General features: G+C 71.9%; 15 protein-coding genes and 2 pseudogenes. 6 read left to right on the top strand and 11 right to left on the bottom strand.

Annotation, left to right across the window (positions count from 1 at the left end; translation table 11 throughout):
- Positions 1-104 precede the first annotated feature (104 nt).
- Positions 105-593 carry a MarR family winged helix-turn-helix transcriptional regulator gene (locus ACT2CW_RS14445; protein ID WP_445516850.1) on the bottom strand — a complete coding sequence of 163 codons (489 nt, stop codon included), beginning with the start codon at positions 591-593 and terminating at the stop codon, positions 105-107.
- Positions 594-665: 72 nt separating this feature from the next.
- Positions 666-1520, bottom strand: a complete 855-nt coding sequence (locus ACT2CW_RS14440; RefSeq protein ID WP_445516849.1) for a LysR family transcriptional regulator — start codon at positions 1518-1520, stop codon at positions 666-668.
- A gap of 68 nt (positions 1521-1588) precedes the next feature.
- Between ACT2CW_RS14440 and ACT2CW_RS14435 the strand changes: the two genes are divergently transcribed.
- A complete protein-coding gene (locus ACT2CW_RS14435; protein ID WP_445516848.1) occupies positions 1589-2503 on the top strand; it encodes an EamA family transporter in 915 nt (304 codons plus the stop codon).
- A 139-nt stretch (positions 2504-2642) separates the two neighbouring features.
- Here the strand turns inward: ACT2CW_RS14435 and ACT2CW_RS14430 are convergent, their stop codons facing one another.
- The 6 genes from ACT2CW_RS14430 to ACT2CW_RS14405 form a co-directional block, all read right to left on the bottom strand.
- Entirely contained in the window at positions 2643-3413 is a 771-nt protein-coding gene (locus ACT2CW_RS14430) for a nucleotidyltransferase domain-containing protein (RefSeq protein WP_445516847.1), read from the bottom strand.
- Positions 3414-3603: 190 nt separating this feature from the next.
- Positions 3604-4665, bottom strand: coding sequence for an SDR family oxidoreductase (locus ACT2CW_RS14425; protein ID WP_445516846.1), 1062 nt, complete (start codon positions 4663-4665; stop codon positions 3604-3606).
- Between the two features lie 84 nt (positions 4666-4749).
- Positions 4750-5220 (bottom strand): MerR family transcriptional regulator, encoded by a 471-nt coding sequence (locus tag ACT2CW_RS14420; protein WP_445516845.1) that lies wholly within the window; start codon positions 5218-5220, stop codon positions 4750-4752.
- 96 nt (positions 5221-5316) lie between these two features.
- On the bottom strand, positions 5317-6819 hold the full coding sequence (locus ACT2CW_RS14415; RefSeq protein WP_445516844.1) for an MFS transporter: 1503 nt from the start codon (positions 6817-6819) through the stop codon (positions 5317-5319).
- The gene (locus ACT2CW_RS14410) at positions 6816-7457 is read right to left on the bottom strand and encodes a TetR/AcrR family transcriptional regulator (protein ID WP_445516843.1); all 642 of its coding nucleotides are present in this window, start codon (positions 7455-7457) and stop codon (positions 6816-6818) included. Before ACT2CW_RS14410 ends, ACT2CW_RS14415 begins: the two co-directional genes overlap by 4 nt.
- Positions 7458-7554: 97 nt before the next feature.
- On the bottom strand, positions 7555-8472 hold the full coding sequence (locus ACT2CW_RS14405) for a LysR substrate-binding domain-containing protein (RefSeq protein ID WP_445516842.1): 918 nt from the start codon (positions 8470-8472) through the stop codon (positions 7555-7557).
- 151 nt (positions 8473-8623) lie between these two features.
- On the opposite strand from ACT2CW_RS14405, the gene ACT2CW_RS14400 reads away from it, so the two are divergent.
- Positions 8624-9124: a hypothetical protein gene (locus tag ACT2CW_RS14400; protein WP_199336193.1), complete on the top strand. Its 501-nt coding sequence runs from the start codon at positions 8624-8626 to the stop codon at positions 9122-9124.
- Positions 9121-10632, top strand: a complete 1512-nt coding sequence (locus ACT2CW_RS14395; protein ID WP_445516841.1) for an FAD-dependent oxidoreductase — start codon at positions 9121-9123, stop codon at positions 10630-10632. Before ACT2CW_RS14400 ends, ACT2CW_RS14395 begins: the two co-directional genes overlap by 4 nt.
- A gap of 49 nt (positions 10633-10681) precedes the next feature.
- Here ACT2CW_RS14395 and ACT2CW_RS14390 read toward each other — a convergent pair whose 3' ends face one another.
- Complete coding sequence (locus ACT2CW_RS14390; protein WP_445517017.1) at positions 10682-11137, bottom strand: DUF6010 family protein; 456 nt, start codon at positions 11135-11137, stop codon at positions 10682-10684.
- Positions 11138-11300: 163 nt separating this feature from the next.
- Positions 11301-13700, bottom strand: a complete 2400-nt coding sequence (locus tag ACT2CW_RS14385) for a beta-L-arabinofuranosidase domain-containing protein (RefSeq protein WP_445516840.1) — start codon at positions 13698-13700, stop codon at positions 11301-11303.
- Between the two features lie 138 nt (positions 13701-13838).
- Here ACT2CW_RS14385 and ACT2CW_RS14380 point away from each other — a divergent pair, with 138 nt between their 5' ends.
- Both ACT2CW_RS14380 and ACT2CW_RS14375 read left to right on the top strand, forming a co-directional pair.
- Positions 13839-14576, top strand: coding sequence for a class I SAM-dependent methyltransferase (locus ACT2CW_RS14380; RefSeq protein ID WP_445516839.1), 738 nt, complete (start codon positions 13839-13841; stop codon positions 14574-14576).
- Positions 14577-14833: 257 nt separating this feature from the next.
- Positions 14834-15118, top strand: a pseudogene (locus ACT2CW_RS14375) (hypothetical protein); the annotation flags it as partial.
- A gap of 359 nt (positions 15119-15477) precedes the next feature.
- On the opposite strand, the gene ACT2CW_RS14370 reads toward ACT2CW_RS14375, so the two are convergent.
- Positions 15478-17085 carry a glycoside hydrolase family 43 protein gene (locus ACT2CW_RS14370; RefSeq protein WP_445517016.1) on the bottom strand — a complete coding sequence of 536 codons (1608 nt, stop codon included), beginning with the start codon at positions 17083-17085 and terminating at the stop codon, positions 15478-15480.
- Positions 17086-17477: 392 nt separating this feature from the next.
- Between ACT2CW_RS14370 and ACT2CW_RS14365 the strand changes: the two are divergent.
- Positions 17478-18539: pseudogene (locus tag ACT2CW_RS14365) on the top strand (pectate lyase family protein); the annotation flags it as partial.
- Between the last annotated feature and the right edge of the window lie 18 nt (positions 18540-18557).

Here is an 18557-nt window from a genome sequence, read left to right as displayed (position 1 = left end):
CAGTAGGCGCGACAGGAGTGACCGTAGCAGATGGTTTTGTTGCAGACTATTTGTTTCGGCTCTACTTGGCGCATGGCGTGGCGCGCCGCGCGGGTGTCTCCGCTCTACTTTTCGCGCTGCCGCGCCCTCCGGGCCGGGCGGGGGCTCTCGGCGGGCGTGGCCAGATGTCCCTCGGACAGCCGGGTCAACGCCCTTACCAGTGCGGCGCGTTGGGTCTCCGGCAGCGCCGCCAGTGCCTCGCGATGGACGCGGTCCACGATCTCCTGGCTCCGCTCGGCGATCCGCGCGCCCTCCTCGGTGACCGCGATGATCCGGGCCCGGCGATCCTGGGTCGAGGCACGCCGCTCCGCGAGGCCCGCCTTCTCCAGGGCGTCCACCGTCACCACCATCGTGGTCTTGTCCATGTCGCCGAGCTCGGCGAGCTGCGCCTGGGTGCGCTCCTCCTCCAGGGCGTGGACCAGCACGCAGTGCATCCGCGCCGTCAGCCCGATCTCGGCGAGCGCGGCCGACATCTGGGTGCGGAGGACGTGGCTGGTGTGGTCGAGCAGGAACGACAGGTCGGGTTCGGTCTTGGTGGGCGCCATGGCGGTCATGTGGCCCAGGGTAACAATTCGATCCGTACTGGATTATCCGGAACAGTCCGTATGGATGGGTTGGGGCCAGGGTCAGCCGTTGCGGTAGAGGGTGGTGAGCAGCTCGACCGCGGTCTGGGTGGCGGGGTGCGGGTCGTCCCGCCACCAGGCGAGGCGTACCGCGATCGGCTCGGCGTCGCGGACCGGCCGGTAGGCGATTCCGGGCCTCGGATACTGGTTGGCGGTGGACTCCGCCGTCATGCCGACGCAGCGGCCCGCGGAGATCACGGTGAGCCAGTCCTCCACATCGTGGGTCTCCTCCGTGGCCGGCCGGGAGTCGGGGGGCCACAGCTCCGCGGTGGTGGTGCCGGTCCTGCGGTCGACCAGCAGGGTGCGCCCGCTGAGGTCGGCCAGCCGGACCGAGCGGCGCCTGGCGAGCGGGTCGTCGGCGGCCACGGCGCACAGCCGCCGCTCCAGCCCGACGATGGCGGAGTCGAAGCGGCGCTCGTCGAGCGGTCTGCGCACTACGGCCAGATCGCAGGCGCCCTCCGTCAGCCCCGCGGTGGCGGAATTGACGCGGACGAGGTGCAGCTCGGTCTCCGGGTACGCCTGGGCCCAGCGGCGCTGGAAGGCGGGGGTGTGACGGCCCAGCGCGGACCAGGCGTAACCGATCCGCAGATGGGCGTGGCCCGATACGGCCTCCCGGACCAGCCCGTCCACCTCGGCCAGCACCCGCCGGGCGTGTGCCACCACGCGCAGCCCGGTGCCCGTCGGGGTCACCTCACGGGAGGTCCGCCGCAACAGCCTTGTCCCCAGGGCGCGTTCGAGCGCGGCCAGGGTCCGGGACACGGCCGCCTGGGAGACGCCGAGCGCGATGGCGGCGTCGGTGAAGGTGCCCTCGTCGACGATCGCGACGAGGCAGCGCAGTTGCCGCAGCTCCACATCCATACATCCAGCGTATAGATAGAGCGCTGAACGCATTTTGTGCATGCATGGGCCGGGCGCACGATCGACGCATGCGACTCGCCCCCGCGTCACGCACCCCCTCCCCACGAGCGACCGAAACCGCACACCGCACCGACCTTGATCAGCGGCCGACCGGACGGCGGTTCGCCGGTGTGGCCACGATGATCGGCAGTGGGCTCTCCAACCAGACCGGCGCCGCGATCGGATCCCAGGCCTTCCCCGTCATCGGCCCGATCGGGGTCGTCGCCGTCCGCCAGTACGTGGCCGCGATCGTCCTGCTGGCCGTCGGCAGGCCCCGGCTGCGGAGCTTCACCTGGTGGCAGTGGCGGCCGGTGGTGGGGCTCGCCGTGGTGTTCGGAACCATGAATCTGTCCCTGTACAGCGCCATTGACCGCATCGGCCTCGGGCTGGCGGTGACCCTGGAGTTCCTCGGCCCGCTGTGCATCGCGCTCGCCGGCTCACGGCGCCGTGTGGACGCCTGCTGTGCGCTGGTCGCGGCGGCCGCCGTGGTGACCCTCATGCGCCCGCGCCCTTCGGCCGACTATCTGGGCATGGGGCTGGGGTTGCTGGCCGCCGTGTGCTGGGCGTCGTACATCCTGCTCAACCGCGCCGTGGGGCGGCGGGTCCCCGGCGCCCAGGGGTCGGCGGCGGCCGCGGGGATCTCCGCGCTGATGTTCCTGCCGGTCGGGATCGCCGTCGCCGTGCACCAGCCGCCGACCGTGAGCGCCGCGGCGTACGCCGTCGTCGCGGGCGTCCTCTCCTCGGCCGTGCCGTACCTCGCGGACCTGTTCACGCTGCGCCGTGTGCCCGCCCAGGCGTTCGGGCTCTTCATGAGCGTCAACCCCGTCCTGGCCGCGCTGGTCGGCTGGGTCGGTCTGGGACAGAGCCTGGGGTGGACGGAGTGGGTCAGTGTGGGCGCCATCGTCGTGGCCAATGCGCTGAGCATCGTCACCCGGCGCGGCTGACCCAACCAGCGGGGGTGGCCCGGTGACTCGGCTGACCTGGAGCTGGGGCGGACCCGGGGGCGAACCCGGGGGCGGAGGAGCGCTCCGCCCCCGGGTCCACTGCTCAGCCCCCAGGCCCCTGCTCCGCCCGGGCCACCGCTCAGCCCGCGGCCTCGAACAGCGCCTCCGCGGCGGCGATCGCCTCGGCCAGGGCGGTGGGCTCCGGCCGCAGCCCCGCCACGATCGTGTCGATGGCGCGCAGGTCCGCCCGCTGGAGGAGCCGCTTCTCATTGGTGACCCACTCACCGCGCGCCGCCAGCACCGCGTGCGCCGTCTGGAGGGCGGCGGTCGCCAGCGCCCCCGCGACCTCGGTGGCCTGGCCACGTCCCACGTACGCGGCCGAGGCGTACCGCAGGGTCAAGGCCGCGCGCTCGCGCCACACCGGGGGCGCCGCCTCACGCAGCGCCGCCGGGTACTCGGGGCGGGGCAGGGTGCCCCGCAGCACCTGGTTGAGGGCGAGTTCGGCCACCACCAGATAGCTGGGGATGCCCGCGAGGTGGAACATCAGCGGTTCCCAGTGGAAGCGGCCCTGGCGTGATGCGGCGAGTTCGTGTTCCACCACCTCGAGGTCGCGGTAGTGGATGTCCACGCGCCGTCCGTCGATCGTCAGCCAGGCGCCCCCGTTGAAGACGCCTCCGCCCCACTCGCCGAGCTCGGAGACCTCGCCCTCCCAGCCCACGGCCCGCAGCGTGGCCGGGTCGAAGCCGCCCCGGTAATACAGGGCCAGGTCCCAGTCGCTCTCCGGGGTGTGGGTGCCCTGCGCACGCGAGCCCCCGAGGGTGACGGCATGCACGGTGGGCAGGGCGGCGAGTCGCTCGGCGACATCGTCGAGGAAGATGTCGTCGGTCATGAGGAACGTGTCGTCGGTCATACGGATCCGATCGTGTGAAGTGAATGACGGTGCCGCGGGCACACCGAACACACGCCGGAGCACGGGCTCCAACGGCGGCGTCCATACGGTCGGTGTGCCGGGTCATCACTCCATGACGCCGACCTTACCGCCCCCGTCAGGGGGCGGCAGCGGCCAGGGGCGGATCAGCCTTTCACCAGGCCCAGGCGGATCAGCCCTTCACCAGGCCCAGGCGGAACAGGCTCTCCGCGGTGTCGAGGATGGTCGTCACCGGGTCGCGCGGGGTCCAGCCGAACACGGAACGCGCCTTCTCGGTGCGCAGGATCGGTACCCGTTCCGTCACGCCGATCGCTTCCCGCGCTCGTTCGTCGTCGAACTCCCGCGTGGGCACCCGGGCGGCGCGCTCGCCGAGGTGTTCGGCCAGCACCCGGGCGATCCACAGGAGGCTGACGGTCCGGTCGCCGCTGGCGAGGAAGCGCTGTCCGGCCGCGGCGGGATGTGTCATGGCCCGGAGGTGGAGCTCGGCGACATCGCGTACGTCCACCATGCCGAAGTGTGCGCGGGGGACGGCCGACATCTCCCCCTCCAGCATCGCCCGGACGTGTTCCGGCGAGGCGGACAGCCGGGGGCCGAGTGCCGGACCGAAGATCCCGGTCGGGTTGAGCACCGTCAGTTCGAGGCCGTCCCCCTCCTTCGCCACGAAGTCCCAGGCGGCCAGCTCCGCGATGGTCTTCGAGCGGATGTAGGGCGGGTTGTCGTCCTCGGGGTCGGTCCAGTCGCTCTCGTCGTACTCGGCACCGTCCTTGTGGCTGTACCCCACCGCGGCGAACGAGGACGTCATCACGACCCGCCTCACACCCTGATCCCGTGCGGCCCTCAGCACACGAAGGGTGCCGTCTCGCGCGGGGACGATCAGCTCGTCGGCGTTGTCCGGCTGGACGGAGGGAAACGGTGACGCGACGTGGTGGACATGCGTGCACCCCGCCATCGCGTCATCCCAGCCGTCATCCGTGGTCAGGTCGGCGCTGACGATGTCGAGCCGCCCGCCGGGATCGACACCGGAGGCCGCGACGGCCGACCGGACGCCGGCGGCGGCGCTCGTGGCCGAGCCGTGCGAGCGGACCGTGGTGCGGACCCGATGGCCGCTCCGCAGCAGACCGCTGATCACATGGGTGCCGACATAGCCGCTGCCTCCTGTCACCAGGACGAGTTCGCCACTGGCGGCGTCGTCACGGGTGTCGCCACGGGCGTCGGTGCCGGCATCAGCGGACACGGGGGTTGTCCTGCTTTCCATGGGGTGTTTCGGATCCCTTCCCAAGTGTGTTTCTCGCAGCCGTGTTTCTCGTAGCTGTGTTGCTCACGGCTGAAGCGCGTCGATGACGTCCGTCAGCTCTTCGATCGCCCGGTGCTCGGCACCGGCGTCGGCGCGCTCACGCGCGTCCCACATGTCCGCCTTGAGTCGCAGATAGCGCAGCCGGACCTCCATGAGCGCGATCTCCCGCTCCAGGCGGTCCGCGTTGCGCTGGAAGAGGTCACGCAGGGGAGCCGCGCCCCGCGCGCCCTCGTCGAGGTGGCTGAGGTAGGCACGCATGTCCCGTACGCTCATGCCGGTGGATCTCAGGCATCCCAGCGCCTTGATCGTCTCCACCACGCGGGGGTGGTAGCGCCGGTGGCCACTGTCCGGGTCGCGGTCCACGGCGGGGATCAGGCGGATCTTCTCGTAGTAGCGCAGTGTCGGCTCCGAGAGGCCACTCAGCCTCGACACCTGCTGGATGGTCATCGGGGAGCCCCGGACCTCGACCTCTGTCTCCGTCTCTGTCGCCGTCATATGTCGAGCATCCGACACTTGAAGCGCTTGAGGTCAAGTGAGCGCCTCATGTCCTCGAGGGCAGCTGAACGCTCGGGATCAGGTGAGCCCTCGCGATCAAGGGCGCCGATCGGTCCTCGGCGCCGCCGCGGAGGTGGCGGGCGGGGGAGTGGGCGCGCCCGGGTGCTTCCCGGCCGTGGCGACGGGGATGTCGCGCATGAGGAGCAGCGCCCCGAGGGCGAGGAGCCCGGCGGCGCCGCCGCTCCAGGCGACGGTGGAGCCGATGGCCGTGGCGGTGGGCGCGGCCGCGCCGGAGTGGCCGATCAGGGACTGGGCGCCGGCCAGGCCGACCGCGCCACCGAGCTGCTTGGTGAGCGCGGAGCCCGCGGTGGCCGTGCCCATGTCGGCACGCGGGACGGCGCTCTGGGTGGCGATGGTGAGCCCGCCCATGGCCGGTCCGGCGCCGAGCCCGACGAGCAGCAGCAGAACGGACGTCAGCGCGAGAGGCGTCGTGGCCCGCAGGGCGACGAAGGCGGCGGTACCGGCGGTGAGCAGCCCCGCGCCGATCAGCAGCACCGGCTTGACGTGCCCGCTGCGCAGCACGGTGGCGGCGGTGAGCCGGTTGCCCAGGGTCATGCCGATGAGCAGGGGGAGCAGCAGCAGACCGGAGGCGGTGGCCGAGTGGCCGCGGATGTGCTGGAAGTACAGCGGCAGGAAGATCCCCACCGGCAGCGCGGCGACCTGGAAGAAGAAACCGGCGGTCAGCAGGGCGGTGTAGGTGCGGTGCCGGAACAGCCGCAGGGGCAGGACGGGGACGGCGGCCCGCCGCTCGACCGGTATGAGCGCGGCGAGCAGCGCCAGACCGCCGAGCAGACAGCCCAGCACGGCCGGGTCCGTCCAGGCGGGCGCGTGTCCGGCGGTCGCGTTGCCCTTGAGGCTGAGGCCGGTCAGCGCGAGCGAGAGCCCGGCGGCGAGCAGGAGGATCCCCGCCACGTCGAGCCGGCCGGACGGCGGGGTGGCGGGACGGCGGTCGGGCAGGGCCAGGGCGATGACGGCGCCAGCGGCCAGCCCGAGCGGGAGGTTGAGCCAGAACGCCCAGCGCCAGCCGATGTGATCGGCGAGTAACCCGCCGAGGAGCGGGCCGCCCACCATGCCCAGGATCATCATGGCGGCCATCGCCGTCTGCATCCGGATCAGGCCCTGGGGGCGGGACGGCGGGTGGAGGTCGCGGACCAGCGCCATGCCGAGGGTCAGCAGGGATCCGGCGCCCAGGCCCTGGAGCGCGCGGGAGAGGATCAGGGCGGGCATGGAGGCGGACAGGCCGCACGCGGTGGAGCCGATCAGGAAGACGGCGAGCCCGCCGATCAGCAGCCGGCGGCGGCCGTGGAGGTCGGAGAAGCGGCCGTAGACCGGCACGCTGACCGAGGAGGTCAGCAGATAGGCGGTGACGAGCCAGACGTACCAGGAGTCCCCGCCGCCGATCTGCTCGACGATGCGCGGCAGCGCGGTGCCGACCACGGTGCCGTCCAGCATGGCCAGGAACGCGCAGCCCAGCAGGGCGAGGGTGACCAGGGTGCGACGGCGGTGCGGGAGCGCTTCGTACGCGTCGGATCCGGTCACCGGCCCTCCCCGGGCGCCACGAGCGCGCCGTGCAGGAAGAGGTCCACAACCTCCTCGGTGGTCAGCGGGTCGGGGGCGCCCAGGCGCCCGGCCGACATCAGCGTCAGCTGGAAGGCGTCGGCGAGCCGTTCCGGGGCGAGCCGCAGGCGGTCCCGGTCGGGCTCGAACAGCGCGGCCAGCGCGGCGCGCGGCCGGACCAGGCTCGCCTCGCGGTCCGGGAGGCGCCCGTCCTTGCCGGGCTTGGGCGCCATGCGCTCCAGCCGCCCGGCCGCCGCGAGCGCTCCGGCGACCGCGCCGATGCGCGCCATGTGTCCGCGCACCACGTCGGCCGCCTCGGCGAGCCGGTCCGCCAGCGGCTGGTCCAGGGCGATCGACTCCAGATGGGCCACGGTGTCATCGGGCCGTACGGCCTCCGCCATACAGGCCGCGAGCAGGGCGTCCTTGTCCTCGAAGACGCGGAAGATCGTGCCTTCCCCGATGCCCGCGGCTCGGGCGATCTTCGCGGTCGTCACGGTGGCGCCGTACTCGACGACGAGGGGGAGCGCCGCGGCGACGATCATCGCGCGGCGCTGATCGGGATCCATGGCCGGAGCGCGGCGGCGGGGCGGGGTGGAGGGGTTCTCTGCCTTCTCTGTCATGCGGGCCAGGGGTACGGAGTGAGTACTCACTCCGTCAATGCGCCGCGCGCGGCCACAGAGGGAGCGGCGGTGAGGGCTTCGGCTTCGACGCTGTCGGTCAGCGCGCGGCGAGCAGGGTCCGGCGCAGGGCGCGGCCTGCCTCGGACGGTGGATGGTTGCGCGAGGCGGCGAGGCCGAGGCCGTGCAGCGGCGGTGGATCGGCGAGATCGACCTGGGTCAGACCGGGCTGCGCGGCGATGGTCTCCTCGGCCACGAAGGCGAGCCCGAGACGCCGCCGGACCATGGCCAGGGCGGTCGTGGTGTCGACGACCTCCAGCGCCACGGTGCGCTGGACGCCGGCGGTGCCGAAGAGGCTGTCGACGATGGTGCGGTCGCCCCATCCCGTGGGGAAGTCGATGAAGCGGCGGTCGGCGAGGTCGGCGTAGGTCACGCCGTGGGCCCCGGCGAGGGGGTCGTCGGTGCGGCAGGCCAGCCCGAGGCGTATCCGCGACACATCATCGATGATCAGATCCGGGCCGAGGACGGCGGGGCCGTGCGGGGGCACCGGCAGCAGCATCAGGTCGAACCTGCCCTCGCGCAGCGCGGTGGCGTGTCCGGCCAGCGGACCGGTCGAGCGGCGCAGCCGCACCACGACATCGGGATGCTCGACCTGAAACGTGCCCAAGGCCCCGATCAGGTCGAACGAGCCGGTGGACAGGACCGTCCCGAGGGTGACCGTACCGCTGAGCCCCCCGGTGAGACGGCCCATGTCATCGCGCGCCCGCTGCGCCTCCGCGAGCAGGATCCGGGCCCGGGCCAGCAGGGTGCGCCCCGCGGTGGTCAGCTCCAGGGTGCGGTGCGAGCGGTCGAAGAGCGCGGTCTGGAACTCCTGCTCCAGCCGGGCGACGGCGGCGGAGGCCGCCGACTGGACGACGTGTTCCCGCTGGGCGCCGCGGGTGAAGCTGCGCTCCTCGGCCACCGCGACGAAGTACGCGAGCTGCCGCAGCTCCACCATCATCTCCTTTCGCGATGCCACACAGCACACATCATCGTTGGACACGATACCCGTGGGCCCGCCACCGTGGAGGGGAAGCGGAACGCCTCGGCCGGACCGACCGGTTGGGCGAAACGCGCACCCCAACTTCCCCCTGCGCCAGCGCACTTCACCACGGAAGGCATCCATCGTCATGAGCGTCTCAGCCATCCAGATCGGGCTCCACCCCGATGCCATCGACTACGAGGCGCCGGAGTTCGCCGCCTTCGCCGGTCTGAGCCGGGAGACGTTGCGCGCCGCCAACGACGACAACCTCGCCCTGCTGCGCGACGCCGGATACGAGGCGGACGGCTGCCAGATCGACTTCGGGGAGACCGCCCTGGACGCCATCCGCGCCATGCTCGGCCGCAAGCGCTACGACGCGGTCCTCATCGGCGCCGGGGTACGGCTCACCGCGGGCAACACGCTGCTCTTCGAATCCATCGTCAACCTCGTCCACACCGCGCTGCCCCACGCGCGGTTCATCTTCAACCACTCCGCCGCTGCCACCCCCGACGACATCCGCCGCCACTACCCCGACCCGGCGTCCACCGTTCCCCTCGACCTCCCCCGCGACCTCGAGGAGGCCGCGCTGAAGAACCCCGGCAACGCCGCCCGCCCCGAAGCCGCCCACGGCCCGCTGGAGACGCGATGACCGCCCCGGCCCGGCCCCACGATGAGGCGGACCCGGACCTCCACACCACCGATGTGCTCGTCGTCGGCGGCGGGCCGACGGGAATGACCCTGGCCGGGGATCTGGCCCGGGCCGGACGCGCGGTCACCGTGCTGGAACGCCGGCCGGCGATCCATCCGTCCAGCCGTGCCTTCGTCACCATGCCCCGCACCCTTGAGGTCCTCGACAGCCGTGGTCTGGCCGACGACCTCCTGGCCGAGGCGAACACCACCCAAGCCGTCCACCTGTTCGCGGGCGCCAAGCTCGATCTGACACATCTGCCCTCCCGCCATCGATACGGGATGATCACCCCGCAGACCAATGTGGACCAGGCGCTCGAACGCTACGCCCGCGACCAGGGCGCCCAGGTGCTGCGCGGCGCCGAGATCACCGGCCTCGCACAGGACGCCCATGCGGTCACCATCACCGCGCGCCCCAACGGCGGCGGGCCCGCCGCCACATGGCGCGCCCGGTACGTCGTGGGGGCGGACGGGGCGCACAGCACCGTCCGCGACCTCCTCGGCGCCGACTTCCCCGGCAAGACGGTCCTGAGCTCCGTGGTGCTGGCCGATGTCCGCCTCGCCGACGGCCCCGCCGGAAACGGGCTCACCCTGGGCAACACCCCCCAGGTCTTCGGCTTCCTCGTGCCGTACGGGAAGGCGCGCCCCGGCTGGTACCGGTCGATGACCTGGGACCGCCGCCACCAACTGCCCGACAAGGCCGCCGTGGAGGAGAGGGAGGTGACCCGGGTACTGGCCGAGGCCATGGGGCGCGACGTCGGAGTCCGTGAGATCGGCTGGCACTCCCGGTTCCACTGCGAGGAACGCCAGGTCCGCTCCTACCGGCACGACCGGGTCTTCCTCGCCGGGGACGCCGCCCATGTGCACTCCCCGATGGGCGGCCAGGGCATGAACACCGGCATCCAGGACGCGGCCAACCTCGCCTGGAAACTCGACCTCGCCCTCGGTGGCGCCGACCCGGCCATCCTGGACACCTACCACCGGGAGCGCCACCCCGTCGGCGGCCGTGTCCTGCTCCAGAGCGGTGCCATGATGCGCGCCGTCACCCTCAGGCCGCGCCCGGCGCGGTGGCTGCGCGACCATCTGGCCCCGGCCCTGCTGGGCGTCGGCCGGGTGCGCGACACCATCGCCGGAAGCTTCACCGGCGTCACCCTGCGCTATCCGCGCGGACGGCGACGGCACGCGCTGGTGGGCACCCGCGCCACCGAAGTCCCCCTCGCCGAAGGCCGGTTGACCGAACTACAGCGGACCGGTGGCTTTCTGCTGATCCGCGAGCAGGGCGCCTCGCGCGTCGACACCACGGTGGCCCAGGCCGAGCGCACCGACTCCGGCCCCGCCCTGCTGGTCCGCCCCGACGGCTATATCGCCTGGGCCGGACCCGGTGTGCGTACGGACGGTCCCGACGGCTGGCACACCGCATGGCGGACCTGGACCGGCCCGGCCGCCGAAGCGGTACGCGCCGGGCGCTGAGCGGCGGGTGCGGAGATGGCGCCGGGCGGGCGGCCCGGCGCCGACGCCCTCATCCGCTCCCCGCCGACCGCCCGGCGGACAGGGAGCCGGGCAGGGCGGTGGCGGCCGGTTCCCCGGACCGTTCCCTGCGGAAGAACCGGAGCAGCGACGGGCCGCCCCGGAAACACCACAGCGCGATGACCGGATCGCAGATCGCACAGCCCAGCGACGAGCCATGGGCGAACGGGACGATGGGGTTGCCCTTGATGTGATGGACGATGTCCCACGCGGTGTGCAGCAGCCAGCCGATGCCGATGAAGGTCCACGACTCCAGGCCACGGTAGGCCACATAGGTGGCGACCACGGTGAAGGCGAACTCCCAGCCGCCCAGGCCGCCGCCGCTGAGGTAGGCCGCACCCGCTCCGCCGACCATGATCGCGTTGAAGCGCCGCCGGTGCGGTTCGCGGATCAGGGACATCAGGAGCGCGTAGAGGAGTCCGATGAAGACCGGAGCGATGTATTGGATCATGCCGAAGACTTCCTGCGGGTGACGGAACGTTGGCCGCCCGGCCGGGGGCGGTTCATCACGCTAGATCCGCCCCCGGCCGCTCCACAGGACCATTCCCGACACGTTCCAACGGATAATCGCCGGGGGCCACGGCCTCCGCGCGGCCCTGCTCAGGGCCCGGTCACACCAGCCGCCACAGATGGTCATCGGTTCCGTTGTCGTCGTACTGCACCACCTGGGCGCTGTTGGCGGTGGACATGCCGTCGACCCCCAGCACCTTCTGGCTGTTCTTGTTGAGGACGCGGAACCAGCCGTCGCCGCTGTCCACCTTCCGCCAGAGGTGATCGGCCGTGCCGTTGTCCTCGTACTGGACGACGATGGCGCTGTTGGCGGTGGACATCCGGTCGACGCCCAGCACCTTGCCGCTGTGGCCATTGCGGATCAGGAACCAGCCGTCGCCCCGGTCGATCCACTGCCAGGCGTGGTCACCCGTCGGTGTGTTGTCGAACTGCACCACGCGGGCGCTGTTGGCCGTGGACATCTCGTCGACGGCGAGCACCTTGCCGCTGTGCTTGTTGAGCAGGCGGCGGAACGGCGGCTCCGGGGTCCACGCCCGGCCGTCCGGCGAGGCCGTGGGAAAGCAGGTGATACGCAGCCGGGCGGCGCCCATGGGGATCAGGGTGACCGTCTCCGCCGGGGTAGTGGCCCTGGCCGGGCTCTGCTGCAACGGGGTGACCACATGCTCGTCGTCCGAGACCCACTCGGGGATGCGGCGCGCCTGGGCGGTCATGCGGACCGGGGTGCCCTCGTGGGTGAAGGGGTTGGCGGCGAGCGGACCGTCGTCGCGGGTGAGGACGGGGAGGGCGCCGGGGGCGAGGCCGTAGTTCCACGGTGTGGTGGCGTGCACCTCGTACTCGGGGAAGGTGTCCGTACCGGCGTAGCGCACGAACTCCTCGCCGATGCGCAGGGAGTACGTCAGCGGGCCGTGGTCGACGCTGACCGCGCCGTGGTGGGCGGGCCAGGTCCGCAGGGTGGTGCGCTGCGGCAGGCGGATCGTCACCACATCGCCGTCCGCCCAGCTCCGGTCGACCCTGACGAAGGCCGGACCGCCGCGCGCGGCCACCGCCTTGCCGTTGACCTCGATCCGGGGGTTCTCGCACCAGCCGGGGACACGGAGATGGAGCGGGAAGGCCACCTTCTCGGGGGTGGACAGCGTGAGTGTGACGGTCTCGTCGAACGGATAGTCGGTGTCCTCGGTGACGGTGACCGTCGTACCGCCCGCCACCTTCGCGGTCACCTCACAGGCGGCGTACAGGGAGGCGGCGAGCCCCTTGTCGGGCGTGGCCAGCCACAGCTCCTCGCTGAAGTACGGCCAGCCCATGCCGTAGTTGTGCGGACAGCAGCGGTACTGGTCGACGCCCGGCTGGTACGACTGCATCGCGAAGCCGTTCTGGAACTGCCCCTGGGACTTCACCGCGTTGTCGAGATCGATGCTGTTCGCGCTGGTGATGTAGTGGGTGCCGGTGCCCTGGGGGTCGAGTGCGGCGGGCAGCATGTTGAACGCCAGGTCCTCGCAGCGGTCGGCCCACACCGGGTCGCCGGTGATCCGGGTCAGCAGTTCATGGCTGGCCATGAACTCGACGATGCCGCAGGTCTCGAAGCCCTGCCGGGGGTCTCCGAAACCCGGGCGGTAGTTCTCGTCCCCGGCGAAGCCGCCGCCCGGGAACTGGCCGTACGCGCCGAGCACCGACGCGTAGGCGCGGTAGGTCGCCTGTTTGAGCTCGGCCGAGCCGGTCAGCTGGGCGTACTGGGCGGGCTCGCGGAAGCCCTGGGCGATATTGACGTTGTGCGGGGTCGGGATGTTGTCGACCCAATTGGCGCCGTACGTGTGCATCTTCCGGACGAGGTCGAGAAGGAACGCCTCGCCGGTGCGGCGGTGGAGCCATAGCGCGGTGTCGATTCCGTCGCCCCAGCGGTAGGAGACCCAGCTGGAGTCGAAGGCGCCCGGCCCCTGGGCGTTCATGAAGCGCAGGAAGCGGGTGAGGAAGGGGACGACGCGCTGGTCGCCGGTGAACTCCTCATGGGTGCGCAGGGCCATCAGCAGGGGGAGGAACGGCCAGAAGTCGGGGCCGCCGTTCAGCTTCGTCCGCAGGGAGCGCGGCCCGAAGAAGCCGTCGCTCTGCTGGGTGGCGAGGATGGCGTCGATCCATCGGCGGGCGTTGGCGAGCGCCGCCTGGTCGCGCGTCGCCACCGCCAGCGGGACATAGCCACGCAGCCAGTAGGGCACCTCCTCCCAGCCGTCCCGGTCCGGGTGGGTCCACCCGGTGGCGTTGATGTCGAGGAAGTGCGAGCGCTCCTCGTACCGGCCGCAGAGGCCGTGGAGCTGGAGGCGCAGCTGCTCGGCCAGCCAGCCGCGCGGGGTGATGCTCCCGGACGGGAGCCGGTCGAAGGCGTCGGGCAGCGGGGCCCTCGGCCGCCGGGCCGGGGATGCGGCGGCGTCCGTGGCCAGGTGTCCGGCGAGCGCGGGGGCGCCGAGGGTGAGGGCGCTGGTGCGGAGGAAGCGACGTCGGTCGAGGGGCATCGTGCGGCTCCTGTCGGTGGGGTGCCGAGGAAGACGGGTGGTGCCTGACATCGTTGTCGCGCATCACAGCACGCCATCGGCGCGCTGTCCATAAGTTCGACAGGCCGCCCTGCCCCGGTGGGCTCTATGCTGAGCGCGATGTCCGCACCTCAGGGCCAGGGCCCCACCTTCCCCGAACTCGTCGTCCAGGCGCTGTCCTCCGTCGAGCGCGGCTACGATCTGCTGGCCCCGAAGTTCGACCACACCGGGTACCGGACACCGGCCTCGGTGCTGGACTCCGTGACCGGCGCCCTGCGCCCGCTCGGGCCCTTCGGCAGCGGCCTCGACGTGTGCTGCGGGACCGGTGCGGGCATGGGCGTGCTGCGCCAGGTGTGCCGGGAGCGGATCACCGGCGTCGACTTCAGCGCGGGCATGCTGGCCGTGGGCCGGGAGCGTACGCGGACGGTGCCGGACGCCCCGCGCACGGACTGGGTGCGCGCCGACGCGCGCGCCCTCCCGTTCGGGCCGGTCTTCGACCTGGCGGTGAGCTTCGGGGCGTTCGGCCACTTCCTGCCGCGCGAGCGGCCCGGGCTCTTCGCCCAGGTCCACTCCGTGCTCCGCCCGGGCGGCCGGTTCGCCTTCCCGATCGTGGCACCGGCCCGCCCGGGGTCCCGGCCCTACTGGTCGCTCCTGGCGTTCGACACCGCGATGCGGGTGCGCAACGCGGTGTGGCGGCCGTCCTTTGTGATGTACTACCGGACCTTTCGCCTCGGGGACGTGTGGAAGGAGCTGATCGGGGCCGGGTTCGAGGTCGAGCTGCGAGCGCTCGAGGACCTCGGCCGCCGGGCGGACGGCAGCCCGCGCTGTCGGCTGGTGGTGGCCACCCGGCCGGTGTGAGCGGGCCGCACGCCACGGCTGTTGCCCGGCATGACGTCCAGGCTGGGCGGGGGGCTGTTGCCCGGCGCGATGTCCAGGCCGTGTGGGAGCCGTCGCCCGGAACGACCTCCAGGCCGCTGGTCGCGTCGTTCGTGGCCGCCGCGCTCGTCGCCCAGGTCCGTTCCGATGCTCCCCGAGGGCCGCCCACAGCGGCAACCGAAGCGACCGTGGCGGCGACCCGAGGCTGACAACCTGTCAGCCACTCAAGGGAGTTCACAGTGCGCTCATTCCTCGCGCGCTTGGCCACCGCCCTGGCCGCCCTGGCCGCGCTGGTCGCCGCGCCCGGTGTCGCGACGGCCGCCCCGTCGCGCGTCGCCGACGACTGGAACCCGCCCGCGAACCTCGTATAGCCACTGGGCGAGGTGTGGAACCATGTCGAGTCGACCTATCCGGACCTCTACGGCTTCCGCAACTACGGCTGGGACCAGGTCATGGCCAACAGGGGAAGCGTCAACTACTGCGTCCGCTGGGAGTCCGACGCCCCGGTCGGCGCCGCGCTGCGGCAGGGGAAGCCGGCCCGCTCAGAAGTCGCATTCGCCGCGCCAGGTGAGGCTGGTGATGGTGGCCTTGTCACCGATGATCAACTTGTAGTCGCCGGGGCCGGGGTTGAAGTGGAGGCACCCTGTCGTACAGCCGGCCGTTGAAGACCCAGGTGGCCTGGATGTGATCGTGGCCCGGCTGACGCGCTGGGCGCACTGGCGAGTACGGCGACGAGGGCCGCGGACATGGCTGCCGTGGCGGCGAGGCGCTGGTGCATGGTGTTCCTCCCGGCTTCCGTGGGGCGCCCTTATGAGCGCCCCTTCCGGCAGACAGGGCACCACAATCCGCGGGGACTGGTCCCGAACCGCCCGTCATCGGCCATCTACGAGGAAATCGGACCCACCCGGAACCAGTCGAACTCCGCCGTACCGCCCGTGCGTCCGGTCGCCACATCGTCCGTGCCGCCGGTCGCCACGCCACCCGCGCGCCCGGTCGTCGCGCCACCCGTGCTCCCGGTCGCCGGACCAGTGGCGAAGAGCCCCAGCGTCGCCCCGATCCACTTGCCCGCCGTCGCCGGGAACGGCGCTCCGAGCGGCGTGCACCCCCGCCCGTCCACATCGGCCGCGAACTGGCACACCGCACCCGGCCGCACACTCACCCGGAGCCGTACGAGCGAGCGCCCCCTGGGCAGCGGCACCGGCGTGACGGCGTCCACCTCGGCGGCGTCCCGCGCCGCGGTGCGGCATACGAGGACGATCCGGTCACCGTCGTGGCGCAGGCCCACCCAGGCGTAGGTCTCACCCAGAACCACCAGCCCGGCCCGGGACCCCGTCGTCGCGGTGGACAGGCTCATCGAGGTCGTCGCGGTGAACGACTCGGCGGGCAGCCGCTGGGCCAGCACATTGGGCAGCAGCCGGAGGTCATGGGCGACCGGGCTCGGCCGGCAGACCAGCGCGAGCCGGCCCGGGAGGCGGCGCAGCGACCACCACGCCGGATCGGCGTTCGCCTGCCACATCCATTGCTTCCCCAGCTCCGTCCCGGTGAAGTCGTCGCCGGTGGCCGGGGCGGTCACCTCCGTCCGCCCCTCCACCCGCGGCTTGGTGTGCACCAGCACCGGCGCGCCCCGGCCACTGCCGTCGTCGGTGCCCATCACCGGCCAGCCGTCCGCGCGCCACCGCATCGGCTGGAGGTGCACCACCCGTCCGTAGGCCCCGCGGTCCTGGAAGTGCACAAACCAGTCCTCGCCGCCCTCGGTGGTCACCCAGGCGCCCTGGTGCGGCCCGTTGATGGGGGTCTCGCCCTGGGCGAGCACGACGCGGTCCTCGTACGGGCCCCAGACGGAGCGGGAGCGGAACGCCGACTGCCAGCCGTTGGTGACGCCTCCGGCCGGAGCGAAGATCCAGTACCAGCCGTCCCGCTTGTAGAGCTTCGGGCCCTCCAGCGTGGTGTAGCCGGGCAGATCGTCGCCGTTGATCACGATCCGGCCCTCGTCGAGCAGGGCGGTTCCGTCCGGGCTCATACGGTGCAGGGTGAGCCGGTTGTTGATGCCGCTGCGGCTCTTCGCCCACGCGTGGACCAGATACGCCTGTCCGTCGTCGTCCCACAGCGGACACGGGTCGATCAGCCCCTTGCCCGGCTTGACCGGACGCGGTGTGCTCCACGGCCCTCGTGGGTCGGTGGCGGTCACCATGAAGATCCCGAAGTCGGGGTCGGGGTAGAAGATCCAGAACTTGCCGTCGTGATGGCGCAGGGCCGGGGCCCACACCCCTTCGCCGTGCCTGGGCTCGCTGAAGTGGTCCTTGGGCGGCAGCTCGGTCAGGGCATGTCCGATGACGGTCCAGTTGACGAGGTCGACCGAACGCAGCACGGGCAGTCCGGGAACGCGGTTGAAGGTGGAGGCCACCAGGTAGAAGTACGGGCCCACGCGGATCGCGTCGGGGTCGGACCAGTCGGCGTTGAGCACCGGGTTCTGATAGCGCCCGTCACCCAGGTCGGCCACCCATGGCAGGTCCGCCCGGGCCGGCTCCGGCTCGCCGGGTGTCACCGCGCCACCAGCCCCAAGTGGCCCGTCGGGCCGTGGTGTTGCCGAGGCCGGGGTGGCGCCGCCGATGGCGCCGAGCACCGTCGATCCGGCGACCGCGCCGAGGCCGGTCCGTAACACCTGCCTGCGACCGTGTTGGCTCACTGTTCCCTCCGGGGCGACTCATGGGTGTGGTGCGTCCGTCGGTAAGCGCTTGCTGCCGGAGTCTGTCAGCGCGTCGTGGCGTGGGCAAGACGGGGTGGGAATCCGGCCACAGGACGATCGACCGACCCGGCAACCTCGTGGTGCGCGGTGGCGACAGTCGCACGGCAGGAGTCGTCGAGCAGTGGGAGTGAGGGGCCATGGAAGCCGAACGTCGAGGGGTGGGGCGCGGCAGGCGCCGTGTGCTCGGGGTGGCCGTCGGAGCCCTGGCCTTGGCCGGTGCGGTCGCCCTGCCGGGGCAGGGGGCGTTCGCCGAGGGCGGGCGGGGAGCGGCCGCCGCGTCCTGGAAGGCCGATGTCGCCGATGGTTTCGCGTCGGTCGACGCGCTCGGGCAGAACGGTACGTACGGGGGCCGGGACGGCCGTACGGTCACCGTGCGCACGCTCGCCGATCTCGAGAAGTACGCGACCGCGCCCGAGCCGTACGTCATCGTCGTGGCCGCGGCGATCACCATGGACCCCAAGGGCAAGGAGATCAAGGTCGTCTCTGACAAGACGATCGTGGGCTCGGGCACGTCGGGCCAGATCGTGGGCGGTGGCTTCTTCCTGGGCCAGGGCGTGCACAACGTCATCATCAGGAATCTGACGATCCGCGACTCCTACGAGGGCGCCTGGAACGACAAGGAGCACGACTGGGACGCCATCCAGATGGACGGTGCCCACCATGTGTGGATCGATCACAACGAGCTGCGGCATATGGCCGACGGGCTGATCGACAGCCGTAAGGACACCACCTACCTCACGGTGTCCTGGAACCGGCTCCAGCAGAACAACAAGAGCTTCGGAATTGGCTGGACGGAGAACACCACGGCCGACATCACGATCCACCACAACTGGTTCCGCGAGAGCGAGCAGCGCAACCCGTCCGCCGACAACATCGCCCACGCGCATCTGTACAACAACTACCTGCAAGACGACCCCGGCACGGACATCAACTCCTCCTACGGCAACTACGCCCGGGGGAACACCAGGATGGTGCTGGAGAACAGCTACTTCCAGGGCTTCAAGAACCCCGTCATCAAGGACGCCACCGCCACCCTGGTCCAGCGCGGCAACGTCTTCGTCAACACCTCAGGCCGCAACGAGAGCGGCGGCACCGCGTTCGACCCGAAGGCGTCCTACTCCTACTCCCTCGACACCGCCGAGCGGGTGCCGTCCATCGTGGGCTCCGGCTCGGGCCCCAGCTCGGCCATCGGCGCCACCGGCTGACGCGGCGCCGAC

The sequence above is a fragment of the Streptomyces sp. NEAU-174 genome (assembly GCF_052665095.1).
The sequence above is the reverse complement of the archived record's forward strand: the minus strand, read 5'-3'. Positions and strand labels throughout refer to the sequence as shown.

Excerpts from the sequence above, each read along its gene's own strand:
- ACT2CW_RS14445 (WP_445516850.1), bottom strand. The coding sequence starts at position 593 with ATGACCGCCATGGCGCCCACCAAGACCGAACCCGACCTGTCGTTCCTG.
- ACT2CW_RS14440 (WP_445516849.1), bottom strand. The coding sequence starts at position 1,520 with ATGGATGTGGAGCTGCGGCAACTGCGCTGCCTCGTCGCGATCGTCGAC.
- ACT2CW_RS14435 (WP_445516848.1), top strand. The coding sequence starts at position 1,589 with ATGCGACTCGCCCCCGCGTCACGCACCCCCTCCCCACGAGCGACCGAA.
- ACT2CW_RS14430 (WP_445516847.1), bottom strand. The coding sequence starts at position 3,413 with ATGACCGACGACACGTTCCTCATGACCGACGACATCTTCCTCGACGAT.
- ACT2CW_RS14420 (WP_445516845.1), bottom strand. The coding sequence starts at position 5,220 with ATGACGGCGACAGAGACGGAGACAGAGGTCGAGGTCCGGGGCTCCCCG.
- ACT2CW_RS14410 (WP_445516843.1), bottom strand. The coding sequence starts at position 7,457 with ATGACAGAGAAGGCAGAGAACCCCTCCACCCCGCCCCGCCGCCGCGCT.
- ACT2CW_RS14400 (WP_199336193.1), top strand. The coding sequence starts at position 8,624 with ATGAGCGTCTCAGCCATCCAGATCGGGCTCCACCCCGATGCCATCGAC.
- ACT2CW_RS14395 (WP_445516841.1), top strand. The coding sequence starts at position 9,121 with ATGACCGCCCCGGCCCGGCCCCACGATGAGGCGGACCCGGACCTCCAC.
- ACT2CW_RS14385 (WP_445516840.1), bottom strand. The coding sequence starts at position 13,700 with ATGCCCCTCGACCGACGTCGCTTCCTCCGCACCAGCGCCCTCACCCTC.
- ACT2CW_RS14380 (WP_445516839.1), top strand. The coding sequence starts at position 13,839 with ATGTCCGCACCTCAGGGCCAGGGCCCCACCTTCCCCGAACTCGTCGTC.